The organism is Pseudoalteromonas luteoviolacea DSM 6061, assembly GCF_001625655.1.
Lineage (GTDB): Bacteria > Pseudomonadota > Gammaproteobacteria > Enterobacterales > Alteromonadaceae > Pseudoalteromonas > Pseudoalteromonas luteoviolacea.
Window position 1 is genome coordinate 19,162 of record NZ_AUYB01000148.1, and the last position, 25,488, is coordinate 44,649.

Genomic DNA, 25,488 nt, shown 5'->3' on the forward strand with positions numbered 1-25,488 from the left:
GACAAACTTAATCTAACGGATAACGATAATGACAGAATCACAAGCACTCACGCGTTGCAAAGCAGGTATCGCCGCATGGCAACACGCATTCAATAACCAAGATGCCAAAGGCTGTGCGGCACAGTACTGCCATGATGCTGTTATGCATGCGCGACCATTTGGTACCTTTACAGGGCGCGAGCAAATCGAGCAATTTTGGCGAGATATCATTTCACAGGGCTTTACCAACGTTGAATATACTGATGTTGATTGGCAAGCATCACCACAAGGGGGCTACCTACTAACATCTAAATGGACCATGAACAAGGCATATGGAGTTGTACACAAAGAGCATTGGATAGTGGAAGACGATGGCCACGCGAGATTAATATTTGACGAATTTGAAGTACAAGGTGAGCGATAGCTTAAGCTTTCAATGCCGACCCCAATTGAGCAGTGCCGGCTGAACAATGACTACTGTGCCTTTTGTGAGGGCTGGACATAAGCTTCAGTGCCCCATAAAGGCACAGTTGACAAGCTGTGTTTAAAACTGCCCGACGTTTCTTTGGTACTATATGACAAATACATGAGTGTTTGACTCTTGGGATCATAAATCCGACGTACCTTCATAGATTTTAAAAAGATACTTTTAGATTTTTTAAATACCACTTCTCCGGATTTGGACTTATCTATTTGCGCTATCATTTGCGCTGTGATTTCACCAGTCTGACGGCACGAAATTGAACTGTCGCTCGGATCCGATAGACTGAGATCCGCCTCAACACTGGCAACATGACAGGTTACCCCTGTCACCACAGGGTCTATCATTGAGTCTAACTTAATGTCTTTGAGCGTAAACAAGCCCAGTGACACATCACCTACTTCGCTATCTGAGCAACCAGCTAACAACAATAGTGCTATTCCACACAGTATTGGCTTTTTCATATCACTCCCTCTTGTAAAGTAACTGTTTTATCCTAAGGTTGATTAAATTAAACCATAAATCAATGAACACTACTTTGCATTATCTCGATCTTACGCAATAAAAGTCACCGGAAATACCTACAAGTTTGTTATTCATCATTTAGCGAGGCAAAATGTACACTCAACAAAAGAGTGAAGAACGTAACAATGATAAAATTTTGCCCCTATGAATTAGTCCCTGCGAGTTTTAATGTTTGGCGCCCAGTTTACCTTGAAGTTGCTAAAGCAGTTATCGCACGCCTGAGTGACCCTCGTTTTGAGTTTATTCATTTTGGCTCTTCATCATTTGAAGTCGGTGGAAAAGGCATCATAGATATTTCGATTCTTTATCAGGCAGGTTGCCGAGAACAGGCAGTAAGCCATTTAGAAAGCTTTGGATTTACCGCACAACATAGCGATACTCCATTTCCTGATACACGGCCTCGCAAAGACATTGGTGTGATATTTGATGACGAAAAGTTTAATATTCATGCCCACGTTATCGAACTCAATAGCGAAGAGCATTTAAAACAACTCGCTTATAAACAACATATGCTTGCTAACCCTGATGATAGAGCAGCCTACGAACAACAAAAGCAGGCTGTACTAGCCACGGGTAAGCGCCATCAAGACGAGTATGGAAAAGCTAAATCACCGTTTGTTAAAGCGCTTTTAAGTCGCCTGTAGTAAGTCCATTTCGCCTTGATATAGAGGGCCACTTACTTGGTGTCAGTAAGTGGTCTTAATGTGTGCTTAAACTGGCGCTGGGTTTGCCTTGTCAAACTGCAACTCACATAACCTCTGATACAACCTCGACTCCTCAAGAAGTGTTTGGTGAGTACCGGTTGCTACAACCTGGCCTTTATCCATTACCACAATCAAATCTGCATGTGTCACGGTTGCGAGGCGGTGGGCTATTATCAATGTTGTACGCGTATGCATCAATTCGTTAAGCGCAGCTTGCACGTGAAACTCACTTTGTGCATCCAATGCGCTGGTTGCCTCGTCAAGCAATAGAATGTCTGGGTCTTTTAAAATCGCTCGCGCAATAGCAATACGTTGTTTTTGACCACCGGAAAGCCGTACTCCCTGCTCTCCTAAAAAGCTGTTATAACCCTCAGGTAACTGCTCAATAAAGTCATGAGCGTGGGCGCGCTTTGCCGCTTCAACAACTTGTTCGTCCGACGCATTTGGATTGCCATAACGAATATTGTGCCAAACGTCAGAGCTAAACAGCACTGGATGCTGAGGCACCATCCCCATACTGTGTCGAAGATCTGTCAAAGAGAGTAATTTTATGTTTTCACCTCGGCACTCAATCTCACCAACTTGTGGGTCATAAAACCTCTGCAGTAATTCAAACAATGTTGTTTTTCCCGCACCCGAAGGGCCTACCAAAGCAACGATTTTGCCCTGCTCAATATTCAAGTTTATTTCCTTAAGCGCGGCAGAATCCGGCCTAGACGGGTAATAAAAGTCAACATTATTAAACGAAATGGCGGTTTCGCCATGGGCCTTCATTTCATTGGTATTAGGCACGTTTTGAATCAAACTTTTGATCTTTAGCAACTCAAGTAAGCGACTAGCAGCACCTGCCGCGCGTTGCAACTCACCATACACTTCCGCGATTGTCGCAACAGACGTGGCTACCATAATGGCATAAAAAATAAATGCGCCAAGCTCACCTCCTGTCATGCGACCCTCTAGCACGTCCATACCACCAACCCACAACATCGCACTGATAGCCCCAAAAGTGAGAAAAATCACAGCTGCGATTAAAAAAGAGCGCTGTTTAATGCTTTGCTTAGCAACCCCAAACGCTTTTTCAACCTCTCCACCAAACGATTGCTTCTCCTTTTCCTCATGGGTGTAGCTTTGTACAACCTTAATATGCTGGATTATTTCACCAGCGTAAGTGCTAATATCAGCAATCGCACTTTGATTGTTTTCAGACAGTTTACGTACCCGCTTACCAAATATCATGATGGGCACTAACGTAAGTGGCACACAGGCTATTACCAGTAAGGTGAGTTTTAAATTCGTCACTAACAGCATGATTAGTCCACCGATCAGCACCAGTGAACTTCTAAGGGCCATGGAAAAAGATGAGCCCACAATCGACTGTAATAAGGTCGTATCTGTGGTCAATCTAGACATCAATTCACCGCTACGGTTTTCCTCAAAATAACTCGGGTGCAAATGTACTATTTGATTGAACACTGCCTTTCTAATATCTGCACTTACTCGCTCTCCTAGCCAACTCATCAGATAAAATCGGCAAAATGTTCCCACGGCAACCAAGGAAATTAATATCACCAAACTGCCAATGGCTTGGGTCAATTGTTCCCTAGAGCCAGCAATAAACCCGCTGTCGATAACAAACTTCACTCCCTGACCAATAGATAAGTTCAGAGCTGCTGTAACCAACAGTACAAACAGTGCCAAAGCAGCAACCCATTTATAGGGTTTTATAAAAGAAACAATGGGTAATAAACTAGTAATGGCCCGTTCAGGCTGGGTGTCTTTGGCACTCAATAGCAACTCCTTAAATTGAATAGCGCTCTATATGTCGGTGAAATCAAAAACTTCGACAGCATATTGCAATTGTATAAGTCTGCCACAGCTCTATTATTAAAAACACTGCCATAATTATCGGCCTTTTTGAAAAACATCGCCGTTTTAAGTTTTGGTGATTTACGACTAAAAACGCGCATTCAAATAAAGCTTAAAATACAACCACAACAAGTGTAGAATAAGTTATAACTAAAAAGAATATCTAAACTACTAAACGACACTTAACTGAAATTGTTCAGCGCGACAGGAGCAAGATAAAATGAAAAGCTGGGTTAAACAAAGCATTGCCAAAATAGAGGCGGACCAAAATCGGTCTGCTGATACACACTTATTTAAGTTCCAAATTCCCCAGTTCAATGACATTTATCTATATCTTAAAGATGAAAGTACCCACCCCACAGGTAGCTTAAAACATAGACTTGCGCGCTCATTATTTCTGTATGCTTTGTGTAATGGCAAAATCAAAGAGGGCACGCCAGTAATTGAAGCCTCTTCAGGCAGCACAGCCGTTTCTGAAGCCTACTTTGCTCAAATGATTGGCGTCCCTTTTGTCGCCGTAATGCCAGCTTCAACCGCTCAAAGCAAGATTGACCAAATCCAATTTTATGGTGGGCAATGTCATTTTGTAGAATGTGCAACAGACATGCATGACACAGCAGTTGAGCTAGCCGAAAAGTTAGATGGCTATTTTATGGATCAGTTTATGTATGCCGAGCGCGCTACGGATTGGCGCGGTAACAATAATATTGCTGAAAGCATTTTCAATCAAATGAAGTACGAGCCTCACCCAGTGCCAGATCTTGTGGTGATGGGCGCCGGCACAGGCGGCACATCAGCAACACTTGGCCGCTATATTTTGTATAAAGGTTATGCAACGGAACTGATGGTAGTTGATCCTGAATTTTCGGCATTTTATGAGGGCTACACACAAAAAAGCGATGCTATTTGTACTGGTCGTTCAAGTCGAATAGAGGGAATTGGACGCCCTAAAGTTGAAAAGTCATTTCAGCCTGATGTTATTGATCACATGATGCAAGTACCAGACGCCGCAAGCATTGCTGCAATGCTGTGGTTAGAGGAGTTTACTGGAAGAAAAGCAGGGCCTTCTACAGGAACAAACTTATGGGGCGCATTATGTGCCGCAGAAAGCATGAAAAACAACAACAAGGGCGGCGCCATCGTAACGCTTATCTGTGATAGTGGTAATCGCTACTTAAACACCTATTACAATCCAGAGTGGGTAGAAAAACACATCGGCGACATCACCCCCTACCAAGCAAAGTTAAACGAGTGGTTTAGCGTGTAATCCTCAAAAGGCCTGTAAAATGTTACAGGCCTTGGCTATTTGCTCATCGCTATAGCGACCAACATGATTGGCGGCTATGCATGCATTAAAATGTGTCTCAACAGCCGCTCTGACTTGCTTGCTCCACTTTTGTTCATACTCAGGACGCCTCATTATTTCGCAATAAGACTCAATCAATACCTTCAAAAGTTTAACCTCTAAAAAGGTCTGCTCTGAAGTTTGCTTTTGTGCAAACTGGCGTTGGTAGCTTAATAACATTGGTTGGATCACATGAGTATAAAGTGGCTTATATAAATCACTTTGGCTTTTTAATCGTAAATATGACAAAGCCTCTTCATGATCAGTAGTGGCATAAAAAATCGAACGTGTATTTAAAACATCCAACAATTTGTTATCACCAAACACTAAGGTATACACCCCCTGTTGCCACATATTTTCAGCACGCACTTCCCAGCGGTTCGAGGTAATAAATTTATCCACATCGACCAAAGCAATGCTTTCAAATTTATCCGTTAATGGATCTGTCGCCCGCCTACCTAAGTGATAACGCACCGTAATAAAAGGGTTTTGCAAGGAGTCTTCAAGCAAACCTTGTAGTACAGCCTCTTTTTTTTGACCTAACTGTTGCATGGTAATAACTGACATATTCGTTGAGTATTTATCGTTACCGCGGTTAGGATTGAAATAATTAAGCCATGATTTCATTTAGTCTTTCCAAACACCTTCAGCCACCTGTCCCTGCACATTTACCTCACTACGGCGGAACTCCATATCTTTGCCAGCGCGCCTTTTATCTGCGTAATCCTGCATCAAATTTACAATTGTTGGGGTCAGTTGAATGATCGCGTATATATTCACCATGGTCATCAGTCCAAGTGACATATCAGCAAGGTTCCATGCCTCTTTTAAACTGGCATTTGCCCCCCAAACTACCATACATAAATAGAGCGCAGTATAAGCCCCTTTTCCCCATTTATTGTCTAGATGAAAGAAGTGCAGGTTACTTTCGGCATAAGCATAATTTGCAACCACTGAGGTAAAAGCAAATAAAGTAATAGCTGCTGCAATAAAGTCATCACCATAATCACCAAAATGTACCGACATAGCGTATTGAGTAACGCCAATTCCGGCGATTTCTCCGCTAGATCCAACGCCCGCGAGCAATACCACCACTGCGGTACAACTACACAGCACGATGGTATCTAAAAATACCCCTAACATTTGTATATACCCTTGGGCCACAGGATGATTTGGCTTTGGTGCTGCGCCAGCTGCTGCATGCGGCACACTCCCCGCACCAGCTTCATTGGAATACATGCCACGTTGGATACCACTTTTGATTGCAGCTCCCAACGCTCCGGCAGATGCTTCTGTCAACCCAAATGCAGAAAGTACGATGTCTAAAAGCAGAGCGGGTAATTGGGTAAAGTTCATTGCAGCAATAATCACGGCGGTTGCGACAAAAGCGAGTCCCATCCATGGTACGACTAATTCAGCAAACCTTGCAATACGCTTAAACCCGCCCATTACAATTACGCCAGCAACCGCTGCGATCACAATTCCACTTGTACTTGTCGAAATTGCAAAAGTATTATTCAGAGCTTCAGCAATCGTATTGGCTTGCATTGCACTAAAACTCGCCCCATAACCCAAAAATAAGCACAGAGAAAAAAGCACTGCTAAGCCCTTTTGGTTGAGCCCTAAGCGGATGTAATAAGCTGGCCCACCCCGAAACTCTTTGTGGCTATCTCGCACTTTGTAAAGCTGCCCAAGTACACTTTCGGCAAACCCCGTAGCCATACCAAGCAGTGCGATAACCCACATCCAAAACACAGCACCACTACCACCTAAAGAGATGGCCATTGCAACACCAGCCAAGTTACCCGTACCGACGCGCGCACTTAACCCCGTGCACAATGCTTGAAATGAGCTGATCCCTTGTGGGTCTGATTTACCCTCTTTTTTTAGCAGTTTAAACATATGCGTAAACTCACGCAGCTGTATTAAACGCAACCGAACACTAAACCAGACTCCGGCAAACAGCAGGACATAAATGAGGAGCTGGCCATCTCCCCACAACAAATTATTCATTGGCCCAACTATAAACTCGCTCATAATGCCTACCCTGATCTGCGTATCGGTTATGGAATAAGACTCAATGCTTCAAGCAACTGGTATTCTTGACTTAAAGTAACTGATTGTTAACATAACAACAGTTTAAACATTGTACAAATTAACCCATTGTCCGAGACAACCATAATCACTACACATTGTGAGTATTTAATAACGCTTCAAACCAACCTAGTGGACATCTCATGTTAAATCGTATTATTCAGTTTTTTCCTTTGTGGGCTTTACTACTTAGCGCCATAGCTTTTGCATCGCCGGAGATCTTTGCACAATTTAAATTCGCGATTATCCCACTACTTAGCGTCATTATGTTAAGCATGGGATTAACCCTAACTCTGGCTGACTTTAGCCGTGTTGGAAAATCATTGAAAGCTGTTTTACTGGGCGTTTCACTGCAATTTATCGTGATGCCTCTGGTTGCCATGTTGCTGATTTATACATTGCAATTAAGCGCCACACTCAGTATTGGTATGATTTTAGTGGGGTGCGTCGCGGGCGGCACAGCGAGTAATGTCATGTGTTTCTTGGCAAAAGGTGATGTGGCCTTATCTATTTCTATGACGGCAATCAGTACTTTACTTGGGGTTATTTTAACACCTTTGCTTATTTCATTTTATGTTGGGCAATTGGTAGAGATTCCAATCCTCGCTATGATGCTAAATCTAATTAAGATTGTACTCGCGCCAGTATTGCTTGGGTTGGTACTAAATATGCGCTTCAAAAACACAATCAAAACAGTACAGCCTATACTGCCCCTCATTTCTATGCTGGCCATTATCTTTATCATTGCTGTGATTGTCGCGCTCAACAAATCTCAAATTATGGCTCTTGGTCCATTCATTTTAGTTGCTGTAATCCTTCACAATGGTATCGGATTATTGGCTGGCTATTGGGTCACACGCTGGTGTGGATTTCATGAGCGAGTGTGCCGGACAATTGCTTTTGAAGTTGGCATGCAAAACTCAGGACTCGCCGTCGCATTAGCCATGAAATTTTTTGCGCCATATTCTGCTGCGCTAGCAGGCACGTTATTTTCAATTTGGCATAATATCAGTGGCTCTATTTTGGCAAGTTATTGGAGTAGACGCCCGACTTCTGATGAGACAACAGAAACGCAAGTACAGAGTGAGCAATTGCAGAACTAAGTAACAACTTACTGAAGCGTTTCAAGTTTTAAAGACACATGAGTAGAGACCTCAAACCCCAAGGTATTGCGGTCTTTCTTTAGTTCACAATAAACACGATATTGACCGCCAGATTGAAAATTGAAAATCCCTTCAACACTGCCTGAATATTTTGCATTGGCACATTTAGCTTGAATGCGGTAAACCCCAGGTTGCATTTTCATGGTCGAAAACGTTGCGCTGACATAAGGTAGTCGTCCGCTTAACTCTTTGCCTTGCTCGTTCCAAATGTATTCTATTTCGGCCAAATAATCGTTAGCGTAGCTGCGTGGCCCCTGCTCCAAATGCACTAGGGCTAATTGGCTATGTTCACGGTTTTCGGGATTGTAGGTAAACGAGGTTGTTTGGCATGCACAAAGCATTAAAGGCGCAAAAATTAAAGTAAGTGCATACTTAAAACGCATTATCAATTCCTTATTGCTAGTCAGTTGCCTTTCCAAAGTTCTCAATAGTTCAAAAGTCTTATTTTATGGCTCGCCGTAAGCACTACGCTGCCATAAAATAAGGCTCTTGGCCTTGATGTTTTGCCTTTCTACGGAAACTCCCTTTACCTTTTTTCGCTTTTTCAACTTTACTTTTGAACAGTGGGCTAGTTACTAATGCTTTCAAAGCATTATCTTTGATCTCTCCACGCTGGTGGGCGTGTTTTATTTTTTTACTCATTGTGTTTCCATGTTTATTGAATGATTAATTGCCGCATTATTATTCATGTTCAATCGTCTCATCGCAAGCTCTATCACTTTAAAAGTGCCACTCACAACCTGTATTAATAGTACATTATGAAAGATATTATGTCCCAAGGACTCTTATCTTAGTATCTAGGCATTTAGTCACTTTTATGCCTAAAATGCATAAAGTAAGTTGAATGACCTAAAGCATATTTATGGCATCAGTTTCTGTTCACGAAGGTATTTCAATTAGCTATCAAGATGAGGGTGATAAACAAGCGCCAGCTATCGTCTTAATAATGGGGCTCGGTGCGCAAATGACATTGTGGCCTGATGAATTGTTTTACGGCTTAGTACAAGCAGGGTTTCGTGTAGTCCGATTCGACAATCGGGATGCAGGGCTGTCTACGCAGCTTGAGCAGCATGGGCAACCCAGCTTAATCAAAACCTGGCTGAGCTCACGCCTCCCAATCCGTACAAGTGTTCCATATACACTAGAAGAAATGGCATTAGATACACTTGCATTAATGAAGGCACTCAAAATCAAACGCGCGCATTTAGTTGGAGCATCTATGGGTGGGATGATTGCCCAGCTAATTGCCGCCAAGCAAAAGAAAAAAGTATTAAGCTTAACCTCAATAATGTCTTCATCATCCTCATTGAAGCTGACACATTCAAATTTTAAAGTATTCATTAAACTTGCCGGCATGCGGCCTGACAAAGCCAACCGAGATGCTGCTATTAATTATAATATTCGCCTCAATCAGTTGATAGGCAGCCCAGGATATCCACAAGATGAGCTTACTCTTAAACGTCAAGCCATTGAAACAGTTGACCGAGCCTATAACCCGCATGGATTCCAAAGACAGTTAGCCGCGATGGCGGCCAGTGGCTCTAGACAAAATCTTATGTCAAAAGTTAAAGCGCCTACTTTGGTCATTCATGGTGCTGCTGATCCAATCATACCCAGTCAAGAAGGAGAAAAAACTGCACGGCAAATCCGTAAATCCAAACTCAAAATAGTGCCTGGTATGGGGCATAATTTTCCGCCCGAGCTAACACCTAAACTTATCAAGTGGATTGCAAAACACGTTCGTAAAAGCGAAGCCAAACGTGCAAAAAAATTGGCCCAAAAAGCGCAAAAACCAGATTGGGGAAAAAAGCCGTTGACTTAAATTGGCGAGTGAAAATATAGCGCCCTCAAGCAGTGGCAAAAAAAGCCCACCCTTAATAGATGAGCTCCAAGGCTTGGGAGGCAAGAACCTAATATTAATGGGGTTTACCTGACCTGAACGAGTGAAACTAAATTGAGTCATTAAATCAGGGTGAAAGACTCAGAATAAAAATCGACAATACATCAGCAGACGTTGTACTCTCTCGCTGGTAATTCGATTATACAGAATGAGTACTACATAATATTTAAGGTATCATTCGAAGAAGAGTTACCTTTTGATGTTTCTTTATGAATTGAGGAGTGGAGGTTTTTATGCTTAAAGTCACCTTGGAGCAATGGCGAATGTTTAAAGCTGTCGTCGATTTTGGAGGCTTTAACCAAGCTTCTCAACAGATCCACAAGAGCCAGTCTAGTATTCACAATTCAGTAAATAAAATCGAAACCGCCCTCGGCGTAAAGCTCTTTCGAATAGAAGGTCGTAAAACTGTACTCACCGAAGCTGGTGAGTTGATGCTACGCCGAGTTGAATACCTCCTCGATGAAGCAAACAAAGTGGAAACCATTGGTACTAACCTTGCTGAAGGCATTGAAACTAAGCTACGAATTGCCATTGATGAGATTTTCCCCTCACATATGCTCTATCAAGTGTTAGACAAAGTCTCTCGCGAGTTTCCTTTTTTGCGTATCGAACTCGTTGAATCTGTCCTCAATGGGGCCAATGAGCAACTTGAAAATGCCTTAGTGGATATTGCGGTTTCGGCCTTTACTCTTGAAGGGCTATTTAGCGAAGAGTTGTGCCAAATTGATTTTATCGCTGTTGCCAGCCCTGAACATGCTTTGCACCAAACAACTAGACCACTTACACTGGAAGATCTCAAGTCACATCGTCAAATTGTTGTACGCGACTCCGCCGTTGCAAAAAACCATGATTCAGGATGGCTGCAAGCTTCACAGCGCTGGACTGTTAGTCATATGCGAACCTCTATCGACATGATTAAAAAAGGTTTTGGTTTTGCGTGGCTGCCAGTCCCCCTCATTGAGCAAGAACTAAAAACTGGCGAACTAGTACCACTTAACTTGCAAACTGGCCGCACTCGTAAAGCGCAGTTACATTTGACCTTTGTAGATGGTGACAGTTTAGGCCCAGCTGCCAGAGCGTTTTTAGGCGAGCTTAGATACCACAGTATGATGTTGCCTACATCTCAACTTGCATTAGACAACATCACATAAATACACAATGAGTTTTTCCGTCTACACTACATCAGTGTTCGACATAATAATAACGTGACATCAAGGGAAGTATGGGCTCATGACAGAACAAGAACTCGTAAAGCGCTTTTATCAAACTCAACATTGGAGTGCACTGAATGAGCCACTTGCTCAAAGTACTAAACAGGCTCTAGAGCAAGATACCTTGTTGTTAAAACAGGTTGCCAAAGGCGAGCTACCGGCAACTTTGAGGTTGTGGGAATGTCCACAATCTCTGATTGTAAGTCGAAAGGAAGCCAAACTCCCTCATTTCGAACTCGCGTGTAATACCTTAGCTCAACTTGACTGGCCTGTTGCAGTTAGAGACAGTGGCGGCACCGCTGTACCTCATGGCCCAGGGATTTTGAATTTTTCACTTATCTTTGCTCAAACAAAAGAGCAAACGCTCGACGTAGATGCCATTTATATTGCCTTGTGCGAACCTATACGAAGTGCACTCAGTAGTTTAGGTATCCAAAGCGAATACGGAGAGACCCCCGGCGCATACTGCGATGGACGTTTTAACCTTAATATTGAGTCATTAAAAGTGACTGGTACAGCTCAACGTATCACCTTATCTGGTTCAAACCCTCATGGCTTGCATCGGGGCGTGCTCGCCCAAGCGATGATCATGGTAGAAGCGGATCCACACTACACTACAGGCATAGTTAATCAGTTTTACAAGTTGGCAGGCGCAGATAACCTTTATGATCCAGCCGCCTCGACCAGCGTCGACAAACACTTAGCTGGCAGCTACGCTGCGGGCAAATTAACGGAAGTATTGAGGCAAGAGCTATTACTTAGTGTCGATAACTTTTGCTCCTGACCAAATAAAAAACACCAAAAAACAACTTGGAAAGAATAATTTATTGCGTTAATTTTTTAAACTCACGGTGATAAAACTAATGTTTGATTGAAAAGTTGTACGGATATCAACGTGAATAAACAATTTAAAATAAAACAAGGAAATTATTATGAAGTTGAAACTTAAAGCAAAAGCACTAAAAACATTAAGCGCTGACCAACAGCGAGTTCCTACTCAGCTAACTAGGCAGGTTGGCGCAGGTAAGTTCCCTGTCACTATCTCAACCTGTGGTAGTGATATATGTGGTCATGATACCTGCATATAGTCTTCCAAAAAATGGCCTGTTTTATGACATTTAACAGGCTACTAATATAGAGCTGTTTCACGTCTATTTCACACCTGAGCACGAATACTTGAACAAAAAGGAGCCCGGTGATGACAATTAGACACGCAATATATACCTGCCTACTTGCCACTTTCTCTACATTGGCTTTTGAAGATACTCATCAAAAGTTTGTAGAAAAAGCAATCGCAAAATTTCAGGCCACTGAACGACATAAATGGACCTTCACTTATCACAACAATGAAGTAGAAGAAGGCGAGAAAACTGAAGTTTACGCACAATACCTGCCACAAAAACCTCGTGGAGAGCGGTGGCAATTACTCAAATTTAATGGCGTGCCCCCCACACAACAGCAAGCTAAAAAATTTGCGTCAAACCGCGAAAATGAGGGTTATAGTATAAAGCTCACAGAGCTAATTAATCCGAATTCGCTTTCTTTACAGGGAGAAACAAGCCAAACCATCACATTTTCTTATCCCGTTCAGCTCGCTGATCTGGGTAAAGATGCAATTGGAAAACTTACAGGCTCCGTGACAATCAATAAATCCACAGCCAGCATTGAAGAAGTTAATATTATCAATACGGACGAGTTTAGCCCTGTCGCACTGGCTGATATCCGCCACTTTAAATTAAACATGCAATTTCAGACAATCAAAAATAGTGTCTTACCTAAGAGTACTTACATGGAAATGAATGGCACTTTCTCTTTCTTTATTGATATTGAAGAAACCTCAAAAACAACCTTTTCCAACTACCAATTTTTAGAACTGAATCAATTGTAACGACTCAGAAGGTAACCTTCCGAGTCGTTACCTTCATCTGCGCCTACACCAAACTCTCATCCTGATTTTATCAATAAAAGTGTCATGCTCTAGTGCTAACTTATGGGTAGCTTCAATAATAATTAACTGACATATGTTGGACAGATAAAGATAGTTTCAATTATGCAAAGCGTCATAGATATTCAATGGTGGCAATTGGCCGCTTTTAGCCTCACACTGATCATTCCTTTTTATATTAATTTTCACTATCAGCTCGGCTTTGCCAAAGAAACCATGGTAGGCCTAGGTCGCATGACTTTGCAGTTGATTATGATAGGTTTGTACCTGGAATTTTTATTCCAATTAAATAATTTTATGGTCAATCTCAGCTGGTTGATTATCATGGTTGGGGTGGGTACCTCAGCGATTGTCAGCAAGACAAAACTGCCTCTGAAACCCCTCTTCTTTCCTGTCGCTATGAGTCTCGCAGCTGGGCTGTTTCCACTACTAGTGGTACTCGCTATGGCTGTGATTAAACCCCAACCGTACTACCATGCTCAATATACTATCCCACTTGCAGGTATGCTGCTTGGCAATAGCTTGACCAGCAATATTGTGTGCTTGCAGAGCTTTTTCTCATCCTTAAAAGAGCGCTGGCCAGAATATCAAGCTGCTTTGTCGTTAGGAGCTTCTCCAATCGACGCAACTCGCCCTTTCGTCCAACATTCATTGCAACATGCTTTAACGCCCATGCTGGCGACTATGGCCACAACGGGTTTGGTAACCATTCCAGGCATGATGACAGGTCAAATCCTCGGCGGAGCCTCTCCCATGGTTGCAATTAAGTATCAGTTGATGATCATGATAGCCATTTTTGTGATGATGAGTATTTCAAGCACATTGTGTCTTTTTTTGGTGATTAGACGAACATTAAGCAATGATGGTAAGCCGCAGGTTGCGATTGCCTAAGAAGAGGTAGAGGTGCTGATCGCGCACCTCTAACAATCATTTAATTTTGCTCTTTGTACCTTTCAAACCAAGCCAAAATATTACCTACCTTTTGGACTAAGTTACTTGGTTTAGCAGCGATACCATGACCCGCTTTTGGAATGCGCACCATCGCGGTGTCAATGTTTCGCAATTGCAATGCTTGGTAATACTGTTCCGTTTCACTCATCGGTGTACGATAGTCTAGCTCCCCAGTTAGTAACATCGTTGGCGTTTTAACATTTCCGACCAGGGACAATGGAGAGCGTTTCCAAAGGTGCTCTGTTTTTTCCCAAGGCATACCTGGCATCCAGTATTTTGCATAGTAGTTGTAAGCATCGGCCGTCAATACAAAGCTTATCCAGTTTATCACCGGTTTCGCTACTACCGCTGCTTTAAACCTGTCAGTATTCCCTATAATCCACGCTGTCAAGACGCCACCACCGGAGCCTCCGGTTACAAACAGGTTGTCCTTATCTATAAACTTTTTAGCCACCATGCCATCAACAACATCCATAAGATCGTTATAGTCTTTTGATGGGTAATCATGATGGATCAAATTGGCAAACTCTTCGCCATAGGATGTACTACCTCGAGGGTTTGACCACACAACCACATAACCCTTAGCGGCCATCAGTTGTACCTCGGTACTGAAGTTCGGGCCATAAGCAGTATGTGGTCCGCCATGTATCTCTAAAATCAATGGGTACTTTTTGCTGCCATCAAAATTTGGCGGTAACGCATACCAAGCCTCAATGTCTCGCCCATCGACACTCGACTTTACAGTTAAAGCGTGTACTTTCGCGCTCTTTTTGTGGCCTAAAAAATCTTCATTAAGTTCGGTCAACGGCGTGATACTGCGACGTTTGTCCACCAAGGCTAAATCAGCCGGTCTTTCGGAATTTGCAGCCGTAACAACTAATCGGCCATTGCCAACTACTGAGAAATCTCCCGATGTGTATGGTCTACCGAGGGATTGCCCCCCTAAAGCAGCTATTTTTTCAGTGACTTTTCCTTTAAGAGTCACGTGACCCACATATTGCTGACCATGATCATCATAGCTAAAGTATAGACCGCGACCTTTTTTATCCCATTGATGTGCGCTGATGGGGCGGTCCAATGATTCAGTTAAGTTAATCGCATCTTTGCCATCTAACCCTATCATGTAGATATCATAGTTCTGGCTTGAACGCTTTTTATCCTTAAACCCAAGGTATGCAATTTTGCTTCTTTGATGATTTATCTTCGGACTATACTCAGGGCCTACTTCATTGGTCACTTGTATAACATCGCCAGCTTTTACATCAAGACGGTAAATATCTGACTCTCTTGGTCTGTTTTGCCAATCCTGATGGCGATCTGCGCTAAAGTAAATCGACTTTCCGTCGTCACTCCAAGCAATATGGGAGCTATGGTGAAAGTCTCCACTGGTAAGCTGACGAGGCGTACCACCTTCTGACGGAACGATGTATATATGTTCGTAACCATGCTTAATGAAGCCACCACCATCTCTGCGATACAGCATCGTATCAATGTAAGTTGCTTCACCCGCCCATTCGGCACCTTTTGGCTTTTTTGGCATCTCTTTAAAAATGCCACTGTGGGCTTTAGGCTTAAACATCGTAAATGCAATCCACTTGCCGTCTGGTGACCAGCTAATGTTCCTCACACCTTGTGTCACATTAGTTATGCGCGCAGTGTTACCACTTTCCAACCAACGTACGTATAGCTGGTTGTCTCCTTCGGCGTTAGTTAGATAGGCAACACGACGTCCATCTGGTGAATAACGCGCACTGCGATATTGTTTACTATCAGACAACAAGGGGCTATGGGTTTTATTTTTAAGATCTAGTTGCCAAAGGTTTGAACGAACACTGTCAGACATAATGTCCATCGATCTACGCTCATAGATCACCTTATACCCATCAGGATGTACTTCAGGAGAGGCCGCGTACTCTATATTAAATACATCTTCGTACTGCCATACTTTATCAGCCGAATTTTGACTGCTTTGCGCCATCAATGGCATTGCTGCTAGCAAGTGAGCAATACAAGCCGCCACTTTAAAATTTCTGTTTTTGTTCATGTCCATACTCGTGGAATTGTAATCAACTGCGAGATAAATACCCTACGCATCACCTGTTGAGCGCTTTCAGCGCATCAATTTTATACACAACGTAAAGATGCCCAAAGTACTGTTCTATTGAAAGCATATTGCGACCAACCACCTGTAATATCTATGATTAGTACACGTAAGTTCTCAGCATGATTTATGCCATTTTGTATGAGGCTCAAGACTATTCGCGTAACACCCATACAAGAATAACTATGGCATGAGTACAATCACAAAATTTGCAATTGACAACGCTATCATATGTTGCAACCCTGAACGTGGACAAAAAACAACCAACAAAGGATATAACTGTGAAACTAAAGCTAAATAAAAAAAACATTAAACAACTGAGTAACAAGCAGCTTAATCAAGAAGTAACCAATCAAGTTGGCGGTGGTGCCATTGAGTCAAAAGACTACTGGTGTCACTCTGGTCAAATGCCTTGCTGGACAAATGGACCTTGTATTACAACGCCTTATAAAGGATGTAATAGCAGACAGGGATGGTGCCAATAAGCGCCACCGCATAACCGTGCGTATGCCGATATACGTTGTACGGCATTACACTCTAATTTGCGCTTTTCATCGTGTTCGTAACGCCATACAAATTCGCCTACTTAATCTGCAATATATGGCCCTTGTCACTCTTTGCTAAAACCTTCACTCTCCCAATTGCATCGCTTGACGTTTTCAAACCAAGGACGATTAAACCTGACTCGTTTTGGTGAGGAGACCGGCGGCAAGTCTAGGTCCATATAGGAAGCTAAGTGGAGTGAAACCAACGCCCTTATTCTGTCATCGTCTAACTGCTGATAGGCTAATAGAAGCTGTGCTTTTTCCTTTGTATTGAGTGGGTTGCCCTGCATATGTTTGAAACGTGTATTGAGCCACAACAGCAGAGATTGCTTAGCCACGTTTGGAAACGCTTGCGCTAACGTTTCAGTGGGTTGGTATAATCGCTGAAAATTGACCCATTGCTGCTGAATAACAAAAACAAATAATAAATTAACTCCCGCAGATATTTGCCCAGAGCGTTTATCAATGTTTTGATACCCAGCTAAGGCTCCTCGAAAATGCTGCTCAGCTAATGCGATATTACCCTCTTCCAGCGCGATCATACCTTGATTATTTTCTATAATTGCCAATAGGTTTTTTCTGTCAGCGAGGCGTGCCATTTTTTTTGCTTTGACATAGAGGGCCTTGGCTTTTTCGAGATCATTCAATTGTCGAGCGAGTAGAGCTAGGCTATTGGTTAAGGTGAGCCTTTGCCGGTCATTAATGGCATATTTATAAGAGCATTCGAAACTCAGTTGCGCATCGTACAAGTAGTCATGTTTTCGCAACCAAATACCCGTTCCGCTCGCAATGGATACCAGTTTATCCACGAAATAAGGGTGAGATTGATGATGAAAAACCACCTCAAGTGAGTCTATTAGTAATTTCATATCACCAGTTGGCACTGAGGCACGCATTGCCGCAATATGCCAGCGTACCTGTTGAGTATCGGTTAAAGATTGAATATGGGGGATGGTTTTTAAGATAGTGAGAGAGCGTGATGGGTCGATACGTAGATAATCCTCCGCCTCTTTAATTTTTTCATCCACTGTCACCGCAAATACACTGTCACAAATTAGCCCAAGTAACAAAATAAACTCAGCTAACCGCACACCACCTCTCCAACCAATGATTCCTTCTAAACTATAGATAGCAAATGCACATTATTCAAAACTCTCAAACAGCGCTTTTATTCTAGCTGGCACAGTTACGATGTGCCTTCTGCTTGGTAAAGCCACACAATTAATACAAGGATCGGCAAGTTTTTCGTGACTGGACCAAACGGGTGTAACCAGAATGAAGCATCGATAATGGTCAGTAGCAGACTATAGATAAAAATAGTCGCTATTTGTGCTATGCAGCAGAGCTTAAGCTTTCGCTGCGTGATAAGCCAAACACCGAGAAAAATATCCAGCAGCCCCCCGCCATATACCGAAATATCTGCATATATTCCCGTTATTTGCGCCTTAGCCAAGATTTCGAAGCCAACCTCAGGTGCAAAAAATATCGACGTTAGACCGGTAAACAGCCAAACAAACACCAAAGAAAAACACGCTAAATAATACATAGGCTTCATTTTATTACTCACAACCTAAACTACAGGCAGGGGCTTGAATACCATCAACCAAAAAATCACCAAGATGGCCGCAAATGCAGAAATACCAAGCAGAGTCCAAATTCGCATAAGCGATTTAAACTCCCCTGATATATGATTTTTTTCCACAGACTCTTGCGCTAATGCACGTAAACGATATTGAATTTTAAGTACCGGTAGCCAGCACAAACCAATCAGCACAAATAATCCAGCAACAGCATAAAACCACTCAGAGCTAAATGAATAACCAAGCAAATACATCAAATACAGGCCACTGATAATCTGAGTAATAACTGCAGGTGTTGTAAAAAGCCAATCCCCTAAAACAACGAGCTTAGTCGTTATATATATTGCTTGCGGGTTATTTGAGCGGTTCGCCATAAACATAAAAAAGGCGATGCCAGCGCCCGTGCCAGTAACAACAACGGCCGCTAAAATATGAATGAGCTTTGCAACAAAATACGGTTCTAACATGGCATCACCTCCTCACTAGCATAAATGCCAAACGCGTTAAAATAGGTATCAAAGTCGCTCAATGTGAACAGTCCGACACACGGCATTGCACCGCGCTCATAGGCCTTGTCTGTGAGTAACTTTTTAGCGATGATAATAGCGGAAAGGGTTGGTATATAAGGACCTTGTCCATCAGGTGCATATAAACGCCATACCGCATTTTTACCTGACTTATCGTGGCCAATACCACAAATACGCACCTCCATTGCACCTATATCTGTGCCAAAAGGCAATAAATACTCACTTAAAGCACTGATGGTTTTGGCGTATGGTGCCCAGTTTTTTATAACACCGTGTTTCGCCAACTTGGCCATTGCCACCATTCCCCAATGAAGTATTGGTAACTCAAGGCCTGCTTGAAACGACACTCTCTCGGTCACTTTGTAGCGCTCAGGAAAAATCAGCAGATCAGGAACATCCACATTTGCCAAACCACGTTTTTTAGCGATATCACCAAAGTCGTTAACTTTAGCATCCATCCAACCATATGCTGGTTGCCATTGCCCTCCTTTAAACACCTGAAAAGGATGCCCGGTATAAGACAAAATGGCCGCTATCGTTGCAAGCCCTCGCTCCGCTTTATTACCCGGAGCAATAGCGATGTCAATCGTGCTAATACTCTTAAACATCGTTTGAAAATGCTCAATCACCGCAGAAGAAAGCCCAGGCACTGAACTTGCGCCACTGACCACTAACACATCATTCGCTTTTGCGCGTGTGTTTAGCTCACTGATATCACATACAAATTGTCTATCGTCTGCGAGGTCGATGTAGTGAGCATGAGCATCAATACACGCTTGAGGAACACGGTGGCCTTGCCCTTGAAATGGTCCACCGGTATGAATAACTAAAAACGGCGCTTGCTGCTGTAGCTGCACTTCGAAATCGGATGAGAATATATCCACCTGCCACGCTGTCAAAGTGGCTTTTGCACTCTCCCTTAAATTATCTACGAGGGCTTGGGCTTTTGACAAACTTCTTCCTGCAATAATCAGGTGAACGTCAGCATCTTCGACCAAAGCTGTGACCACCCTTTTCCCAAAATTGCCATATCCCCCAAGCACTATCACTGTTTTCATCGCCTTAACTCCCTGACCTTTAAAAGGCTTTGCTTGGAGGTAAATATCCTTCAAATACAAAGGGATTTCCAGTGTTTTTTAACGAATTGAGTAAACGCAGCCACGCCTAAGCGCTAAGCGCAGCTTCGATGATATTTTTCAGCCGATTACTTATACGTTGCGCCCAGCCATCACACCACCATCAATATCCCAGTTTGCCCCTGTGACCCATTGGGTATTGTCACTTAATAAGTAGGCAATTGTTTGAGCCACTTCCATTGCCTCACCAATGCGACCGATTGGGTGAAAATTATCGAAACTCTTTAATGTCTCATCAATCTCTTGAGGTTCGATAAATGCCCCGTAAATTGGCGTTTTCACCACCGCAGGAGAGACGGCATTGACACGTATATTATGAGTGGCCAATTCCAGTGCTAAATGTTGAGTCATTGCATGTAAACCAGCCTTTGCCATCGAGTATGCAGAGGAAGGGGTTGCTCCAATGGCCTGCTTTGCCCACATCGAACCAATGTTTACAATATTGCCACCACCATGTGTGACCATCTTGCTTACCACAGCTTGCGTGACCAAGAACAATGCTCGATTCAATTCATGATACCGGTCAAAATCCTCTCCACCATGCTCTAAAAACGGTAGTGGTGAAAAATAACCAGCAGCGTTAACCAAATAGCTGATCTTTTCATCTGATTGCGCGAGTAACTCAATGTAATCCAGAACGGCTTCTCGGCTATATAAATCCAACTGCACACTGGCTACATCGCCAAGCGATGCCAAAGATTGCTCAGCACTTTTTAACTTGTCTAGATTGTTTGCGAGTAAGGTAACTGGCACATTATGGCCAAGCAAAATTTTCGCTGTTTCAAAGCCCATTCCACTTGAGCCACCCACTATCAAAGCCCGACCTGATTTTGTAAATTTCATTTGTTCACCTAGAGTGTTTGCTGTTTCGTGATAATATTAGAACTAAGCAAACTTACTGAATAGTAAGTACAATTTGGTTAGCTAGGTACTTTTTGGTACATATTTATGAATACAAACGAAAAAAAAATTTCACGAAAAATAGCCCCTAGTAAAAGTGCAAATATGGTCGAAACCATTTATGGGTGCAAATGGTCACTCACACTTTATCAACTGCTCAAAGAGGGAATAAATCGACCCGGAGAAATGGTGCGATGTGTGGACGGGCTAACCACCAAAGTACTCAATCAATGTCTCAAGCGCAACGTTGAATTTGGCATTTTAGAAAAGGAAGTCTTTAATGAGCTACCACCACGAGTTGAGTATCGAGTAACCGAACTTGGCGAACAGTTTCTGGCTATTTTAGATCAGCTCGATTCATTGCAAAAACACATAGACAGCCAAAATTAATCGCCCAATAGATAACTCTGTTGTCATATCATAGTGTGTTTATAAATTAGAAAAAATCATACCTTTTCACATTGCAATCGCTTATTTAACGACTAGACTTGCCTTGATTTTAATCAGGACAAGGAGTCATTTTATGACGCTTAAAACTACGGGAAAGGTTTTAGCTGTTCTTTCTCTCTCAACTCTAACTGCGTGCATGAGCACTTCTTCAGGCCCATATTTAAAAAGCTCAATGTCTGAAGGCGTAGGCCCGCTCGAAGTACGCGCACCTTATGCTAATTACGTCAATTACTATGGCTATGTCGATGCAAGTGTTAAACCTGAAGGTAAATACAAAGGTAAAGACACTTACTACCTTTATGCATGGGTACCTGCAGCGGTTGATGAAATTGGCATTTCGATGCAATCTCCAGTGGAGTCTAAACCAACAGAAAAAGACTTTGTACACAACAATTTTGCACCTGGTATGGAAAAAGACAAAGCCAAATTTTTCGATACCTACATTGTATTTGATCGTATGAATATCATTGATAGCAGTAAAATCGCGCAAGGTGGTAAAGTACTACAGCCACTTGGCTACAATGATGATACGCGTGAATTACCAGCCAACCCCAGTGGTTCTTACTACAACTCATTGTTGAGACAAACCACTAACCTCAGCAACCCAACTGAGTCATTGGTCAGAGGCGTATACCGTATTTCCTTTACGTCTTTCCGCTCACAAGTTGAAGGATCTTTCGAGGCAACAATTGGCACCAATATTCCAGGTGTGAAAATCGCGGCTTCATTAGAGGAATTACACAAACTCGTAAATACGGGTAACCTCTAAAACAGTGTGGTGGCAATCGAACATTGCCACCCTTCTAGACTATAACCTAAAACAGCACACTGAGAATGTCGCTTATTCTCGGTAGCCACATCATCATGCCAGCGGCAAGTACGCCAACTATGGTAATGAGAACCCCAAAGCAAGCAACTGCAGAAATTACCCACTTAATACTATCTTTACGCTGCTTTTTACCCCATAAGATGACCTCATAGATTGCCATCGGCAATAAAAAGGATGCGAACGAAAGTGCAATATCTGCCGGGCCATCTAAGGTGCGGGTGTTACCATTCATCCCTTGATTCACTATGTACCAACCCATTAGATACAACCTGAAAGTCCATACTCCATTGACCAGCAAGAAGCTATGTACGGCAAAACGCTGATGCTGCGCAAAACGCTTTTTCACCGCGGCTTGCCAAGCAAAGTAAATCGCAATAGGGATCAAAATACCGTTTACCGTCACACCCAAAGACCCTATGTCACTAAGTCGGTGTCCTGTTATCCAAGTTAAATACAACCCTGTAAATGCCCCAGCTAAGCCCAGAGAAAAAAACATACGTCCGTTGTAACGATGAAATTTCGGATATCGCGTTCTCACATTTGGGATCAACTGAAACAACCCACTCATCGCCATCAAAATAGCGGGTAATACATGAGCGAAAAACATCGCCGAGTTCAAATCGATGTTACTATTAAGTCCTTGCGTGGGCGACACCTTCTCGGCTTTATCTACAGCACCTAAGATCAGTGGCAAAGCATATAAACTCAAAATATACATCGCAAAAGCCCATTGCCCAGCTAATGCCACAATCACCCAGGTTTTAATTGCGCCACTGAGGGTACTATCAGCAGTAAACGACAATCCCCTAAGTTTATTTACAGTTAAAGAAATCATTCTAGCCCCTTTCGTAATCTATTGATTTAATTGCTAAGGTGCCACTAAAAATTCAATTCGTCGCACCGAATTTGAAATTCGGCACACGCTTTTTAGTAAAGATTTCTTACAAAGCAAAATTGAGTCATTGCGGGGTTTTCACTACTATAAAGTGGAATTAATTGGGGCGGATTTTTTTATGCAACCGGCATATATTCATTTCACATTACTGGCTGTTAGTATCACCATTTTGATGGCGCAATTAACTGTGCGAAACAAACACAACGCACATATTTTATTTGCAATTTTTTGCGCCTCAGTCTCCATGGTTGCCCTACAAAAACTATCTAGCAATAGTTTAGGTCCTTACCAATACCTGATTGGTATGGGAGCTTGTGCCACATGTAATTGTATTTGGCTATTGTCACGCACCCTATTTCGCAAAAAAAATCCCATCGGCCTAATCCATTTTGCTGTGGCATTCACTATTGCCGCGCTCATTATGATTCAACAAGGCTACCTATTCGCCACTCATCAATGGGCATTAGATGCCCCTTGGATGTCCATTTTTAGTCATATGATGCGTGAGGCAACTATATTGCTTTCTTCCTGCATCTTGGTGCTGTCGTTTTGGGAAGCTATACGTGGCTTTGAGCAAGCAAAAAGGCAAGATAAGCAACAACGTATTTTATTTATGATCACCTTTGGCAGTGCTGTGTTAGCAAGTAAAAGTGCGAAGGGAGTTTTTGCAGATAATCCCGAAATGCTGGCAGTCACTATTTCTATTATTACTTTATGTGTTTTGGCAAGCTTGCAATACTTACTTTACTGGCGCTTTCACCGCGCTGTAAATGCAGACACAGTGCTTTTGCATCAAGCTCAAAACAGTAAGCCAAGTGAGCCAACAATACGTGATGACGAAATGCGCCTTGCGGGGCAAATACAATCATTATTGGTTGATCAAACTTACTTCTTACAAGCAAATCTCAAGGTAGCTGACATCGCTCGTGAACTTGAGGTGCCAGAATACAAGATCAGTAAAGTGTTGCGTAATCAACTACAGGCAAAAAACTTCAACCAATTTATCAATACTTTACGGGTCGAGCACGCCAAAGGCATGCTCGCTGACCCTGATAAGCAACATTGGTCTGTGCTTGTTATTGGCCTGGAGTGTGGATTTGCTTCTGTAGGCCCATTCACACGTGCCTTTAAAACATATACAGGTACAACGCCAAACCAATATAGACAACGCTCTTTACCCGCTCAGCACTGTGCGTAAGTAGAGGTGACGTTGCACTCCTTTACTACCTCAAAAGCTCAATATAACCGCGCACAAAGCTATGTGGGAAATGTGCTTCTGATATTTCATTACACACAGGCTCATAACCATATGAGCGGACGCTTTCTATTTCGGACTTAATCGCAGACTCTTCTACTAAAGGATAAATAGCATTTAGAATGCGATCCCCCGTCTCAGAATCCTGCTGACAGCCAGCATAAAGCGCTTGATATAGTGCAGCGTAATGATCTCCTTGCTCAGCAGCCGTGTTGACTAAACGTTCTCCGCGACTGCCTTGAAGTAGAACCCCCAAAATAAACTGAGCACGGATGTCTCCACGCTCTTTCATTAGGTACTCTAATATCATCTGAGATTTATGTATTGAACGAGGAAATCCACGCGTATAACTTCCTAACGTATTGAATTTATATCCACTAAAATAGGCATGGGCATACAATAAGGCCTGTGTGGTCGTGTACTGAGACAACGCTTCTGCCGTCACTTCAATCTCTTTGCTTTGTGCTGCTAATCTTTCGGATTGCGCCGTAGGTGCTTGCTGCTCTGTTTGTAACTGATGATATACAGCAGCCATCATAAAAGCGGCACCATAAGAGAGTGCAAATCCTAGGGTGGTCGCACAGATAACCGTAGTCACACCTTTGACCGAAGTCCCCTTTTTAGGATACTCACCTTCCGATTGCAGATGTTCAAAAGCTGCTTCCAAAACAATAGGCATTTTTAGCTTGGCAACATAATTTGCGCTCCAACCGCCCGCAAAAAATAAACCCGCCAAGATTAAAAGCGTTACGTGACCGCCTATAATAATGTCCATAAGCCAAGCTACCAGAACCGTACTAGCGTATACCATACAGGCTATTGTCGAGAACCATTCATAATAGCCACGCCCAAAAAGTCGGACAAAAAGGCCCACCAATACACCGCTCACCGGTATCATCAATGCTCCTAGTTTTGGGTTGACTATGTATACCTGTAGCCATAAAAGAATGGAAATAACCGCTCCAAGTACGCTGCCAAAGGTTGCCCCTAGCCACTCTTGCTTATTTAGCCTTTCTTCCACCTGTGTTAATTGCTCTTCAAACGAAGACATAACTCAACTCGCATATCTCAATATTAAAACGCATTAAATGTACGTAAGTTTTGAT

At 42.7% G+C, this 25,488-nt stretch carries 28 protein-coding genes; 14 read left to right on the forward strand and 14 right to left on the reverse strand.

Annotated features, from left to right (window positions below; all coding sequences use genetic code 11):
* Positions 1-28: 28 nt before the first annotated feature.
* Positions 29-403 (forward strand): YybH family protein, encoded by a 375-nt coding sequence (locus tag N475_RS23220; protein ID WP_063356738.1) that lies wholly within the window; start codon positions 29-31, stop codon positions 401-403.
* 50 nt (positions 404-453) lie between these two features.
* On the opposite strand, the gene N475_RS23225 is transcribed toward N475_RS23220, so the two are convergent.
* Positions 454-924 (reverse strand): CreA family protein, encoded by a 471-nt coding sequence (locus N475_RS23225; protein ID WP_063356739.1) that lies wholly within the window; start codon positions 922-924, stop codon positions 454-456.
* 186 nt (positions 925-1,110) lie between these two features.
* Here N475_RS23225 and N475_RS23230 point away from each other — a divergent pair, with 186 nt between their 5' ends.
* Positions 1,111-1,629, forward strand: coding sequence for a GrpB family protein (locus N475_RS23230; RefSeq protein WP_063356740.1), 519 nt, complete (start codon positions 1,111-1,113; stop codon positions 1,627-1,629).
* Between the two features lie 66 nt (positions 1,630-1,695).
* On the opposite strand, the gene N475_RS23235 is transcribed toward N475_RS23230, so the two are convergent.
* A complete protein-coding gene (locus tag N475_RS23235; RefSeq protein WP_063356741.1) occupies positions 1,696-3,477 on the reverse strand; it encodes an ABC transporter transmembrane domain-containing protein in 1,782 nt (593 codons plus the stop codon).
* A 298-nt stretch (positions 3,478-3,775) separates the two neighbouring features.
* On the opposite strand from N475_RS23235, the gene N475_RS23240 reads away from it, so the two are divergent.
* Positions 3,776-4,822 (forward strand): PLP-dependent cysteine synthase family protein, encoded by a 1,047-nt coding sequence (locus tag N475_RS23240; RefSeq protein WP_063366041.1) that lies wholly within the window; start codon positions 3,776-3,778, stop codon positions 4,820-4,822.
* Positions 4,823-4,825: 3 nt separating this feature from the next.
* Here the strand turns inward: N475_RS23240 and N475_RS23245 are convergent, their stop codons facing one another.
* Together N475_RS23245 and N475_RS23250 are read right to left on the reverse strand one after the other, a co-directional pair.
* A complete protein-coding gene (locus N475_RS23245) occupies positions 4,826-5,527 on the reverse strand; it encodes a hypothetical protein (RefSeq protein WP_063366042.1) in 702 nt (233 codons plus the stop codon).
* Positions 5,528-6,937 (reverse strand): alanine/glycine:cation symporter family protein, encoded by a 1,410-nt coding sequence (locus N475_RS23250; RefSeq protein ID WP_063356744.1) that lies wholly within the window; start codon positions 6,935-6,937, stop codon positions 5,528-5,530.
* A 200-nt stretch (positions 6,938-7,137) separates the two neighbouring features.
* Here N475_RS23250 and N475_RS23255 point away from each other — a divergent pair, with 200 nt between their 5' ends.
* A complete protein-coding gene (locus N475_RS23255) occupies positions 7,138-8,097 on the forward strand; it encodes a bile acid:sodium symporter family protein (RefSeq protein WP_063366043.1) in 960 nt (319 codons plus the stop codon).
* Between the two features lie 8 nt (positions 8,098-8,105).
* Here the strand turns inward: N475_RS23255 and N475_RS23260 are convergent, their stop codons facing one another.
* Together N475_RS23260 and N475_RS25255 are read right to left on the reverse strand one after the other, a co-directional pair.
* Complete coding sequence (locus tag N475_RS23260; RefSeq protein WP_063356746.1) at positions 8,106-8,540, reverse strand: hypothetical protein; 435 nt, start codon at positions 8,538-8,540, stop codon at positions 8,106-8,108.
* A gap of 82 nt (positions 8,541-8,622) precedes the next feature.
* Positions 8,623-8,799, reverse strand: coding sequence for an alternative ribosome-rescue factor A (locus N475_RS25255; protein WP_081215896.1), 177 nt, complete (start codon positions 8,797-8,799; stop codon positions 8,623-8,625).
* A gap of 220 nt (positions 8,800-9,019) precedes the next feature.
* Between N475_RS25255 and N475_RS23265 the strand changes: the two genes are divergently transcribed.
* From N475_RS23265 to N475_RS23285, 6 genes are all read left to right on the forward strand, one after another.
* Positions 9,020-9,979 carry an alpha/beta fold hydrolase gene (locus tag N475_RS23265; RefSeq protein ID WP_063356747.1) on the forward strand — a complete coding sequence of 320 codons (960 nt, stop codon included), beginning with the start codon at positions 9,020-9,022 and terminating at the stop codon, positions 9,977-9,979.
* A 311-nt stretch (positions 9,980-10,290) separates the two neighbouring features.
* Positions 10,291-11,208, forward strand: coding sequence for a LysR family transcriptional regulator (locus tag N475_RS23270; RefSeq protein WP_063356748.1), 918 nt, complete (start codon positions 10,291-10,293; stop codon positions 11,206-11,208).
* A gap of 79 nt (positions 11,209-11,287) precedes the next feature.
* Positions 11,288-12,052, forward strand: coding sequence for a lipoate--protein ligase family protein (locus N475_RS23275; RefSeq protein WP_081232490.1), 765 nt, complete (start codon positions 11,288-11,290; stop codon positions 12,050-12,052).
* 148 nt (positions 12,053-12,200) lie between these two features.
* Positions 12,201-12,356 carry a hypothetical protein gene (locus N475_RS25605; protein WP_155730876.1) on the forward strand — a complete coding sequence of 52 codons (156 nt, stop codon included), beginning with the start codon at positions 12,201-12,203 and terminating at the stop codon, positions 12,354-12,356.
* 110 nt (positions 12,357-12,466) lie between these two features.
* A complete protein-coding gene (locus N475_RS23280) occupies positions 12,467-13,156 on the forward strand; it encodes a hypothetical protein (protein WP_063356749.1) in 690 nt (229 codons plus the stop codon).
* A 162-nt stretch (positions 13,157-13,318) separates the two neighbouring features.
* Positions 13,319-14,104, forward strand: a complete 786-nt coding sequence (locus N475_RS23285; RefSeq protein ID WP_063356750.1) for an ABC transporter permease — start codon at positions 13,319-13,321, stop codon at positions 14,102-14,104.
* Between the two features lie 40 nt (positions 14,105-14,144).
* Here N475_RS23285 and N475_RS23290 read toward each other — a convergent pair whose 3' ends face one another.
* A complete protein-coding gene (locus N475_RS23290; RefSeq protein WP_063366059.1) occupies positions 14,145-16,208 on the reverse strand; it encodes a S9 family peptidase in 2,064 nt (687 codons plus the stop codon).
* Positions 16,209-16,546: 338 nt separating this feature from the next.
* Here N475_RS23290 and N475_RS23295 point away from each other — a divergent pair, with 338 nt between their 5' ends.
* Entirely contained in the window at positions 16,547-16,750 is a 204-nt protein-coding gene (locus N475_RS23295) for a hypothetical protein (protein ID WP_063356751.1), read from the forward strand.
* A gap of 125 nt (positions 16,751-16,875) precedes the next feature.
* Here the strand turns inward: N475_RS23295 and N475_RS23300 are convergent, their stop codons facing one another.
* From N475_RS23300 to N475_RS23320, 5 genes are all read right to left on the reverse strand, one after another.
* Positions 16,876-17,901, reverse strand: a complete 1,026-nt coding sequence (locus N475_RS23300; protein ID WP_081215898.1) for a tetratricopeptide repeat protein — start codon at positions 17,899-17,901, stop codon at positions 16,876-16,878.
* A 95-nt stretch (positions 17,902-17,996) separates the two neighbouring features.
* Complete coding sequence (locus tag N475_RS23305) at positions 17,997-18,365, reverse strand: DoxX-like family protein (protein WP_063356752.1); 369 nt, start codon at positions 18,363-18,365, stop codon at positions 17,997-17,999.
* Positions 18,366-18,380: 15 nt separating this feature from the next.
* Positions 18,381-18,857: a DUF2269 family protein gene (locus tag N475_RS23310; protein ID WP_063366044.1), complete on the reverse strand. Its 477-nt coding sequence runs from the start codon at positions 18,855-18,857 to the stop codon at positions 18,381-18,383.
* Positions 18,851-19,975 (reverse strand): saccharopine dehydrogenase family protein, encoded by a 1,125-nt coding sequence (locus N475_RS23315; protein ID WP_063356815.1) that lies wholly within the window; start codon positions 19,973-19,975, stop codon positions 18,851-18,853. Before N475_RS23315 ends, N475_RS23310 begins: the two co-directional genes overlap by 7 nt.
* Positions 19,976-20,125: 150 nt before the next feature.
* Positions 20,126-20,896: an SDR family NAD(P)-dependent oxidoreductase gene (locus N475_RS23320; protein ID WP_063356754.1), complete on the reverse strand. Its 771-nt coding sequence runs from the start codon at positions 20,894-20,896 to the stop codon at positions 20,126-20,128.
* A 105-nt stretch (positions 20,897-21,001) separates the two neighbouring features.
* On the opposite strand from N475_RS23320, the gene N475_RS23325 reads away from it, so the two are divergent.
* Positions 21,002-21,343 (forward strand): winged helix-turn-helix transcriptional regulator, encoded by a 342-nt coding sequence (locus N475_RS23325; protein WP_063356755.1) that lies wholly within the window; start codon positions 21,002-21,004, stop codon positions 21,341-21,343.
* Between the two features lie 133 nt (positions 21,344-21,476).
* Positions 21,477-22,172: a LipL32 family surface lipoprotein gene (locus tag N475_RS23330; protein WP_063356756.1), complete on the forward strand. Its 696-nt coding sequence runs from the start codon at positions 21,477-21,479 to the stop codon at positions 22,170-22,172.
* Between the two features lie 46 nt (positions 22,173-22,218).
* On the opposite strand, the gene N475_RS23335 is transcribed toward N475_RS23330, so the two are convergent.
* Positions 22,219-23,067 (reverse strand): DUF2306 domain-containing protein, encoded by an 849-nt coding sequence (locus tag N475_RS23335; protein WP_063356757.1) that lies wholly within the window; start codon positions 23,065-23,067, stop codon positions 22,219-22,221.
* 178 nt (positions 23,068-23,245) lie between these two features.
* On the opposite strand from N475_RS23335, the gene N475_RS23340 reads away from it, so the two are divergent.
* Positions 23,246-24,325 carry a helix-turn-helix domain-containing protein gene (locus tag N475_RS23340; protein WP_063366045.1) on the forward strand — a complete coding sequence of 360 codons (1,080 nt, stop codon included), beginning with the start codon at positions 23,246-23,248 and terminating at the stop codon, positions 24,323-24,325.
* A 25-nt stretch (positions 24,326-24,350) separates the two neighbouring features.
* Here the strand turns inward: N475_RS23340 and N475_RS23345 are convergent, their stop codons facing one another.
* Positions 24,351-25,433 (reverse strand): hypothetical protein, encoded by a 1,083-nt coding sequence (locus N475_RS23345; protein WP_063356758.1) that lies wholly within the window; start codon positions 25,431-25,433, stop codon positions 24,351-24,353.
* Positions 25,434-25,488: the final 55 nt, after the last annotated feature.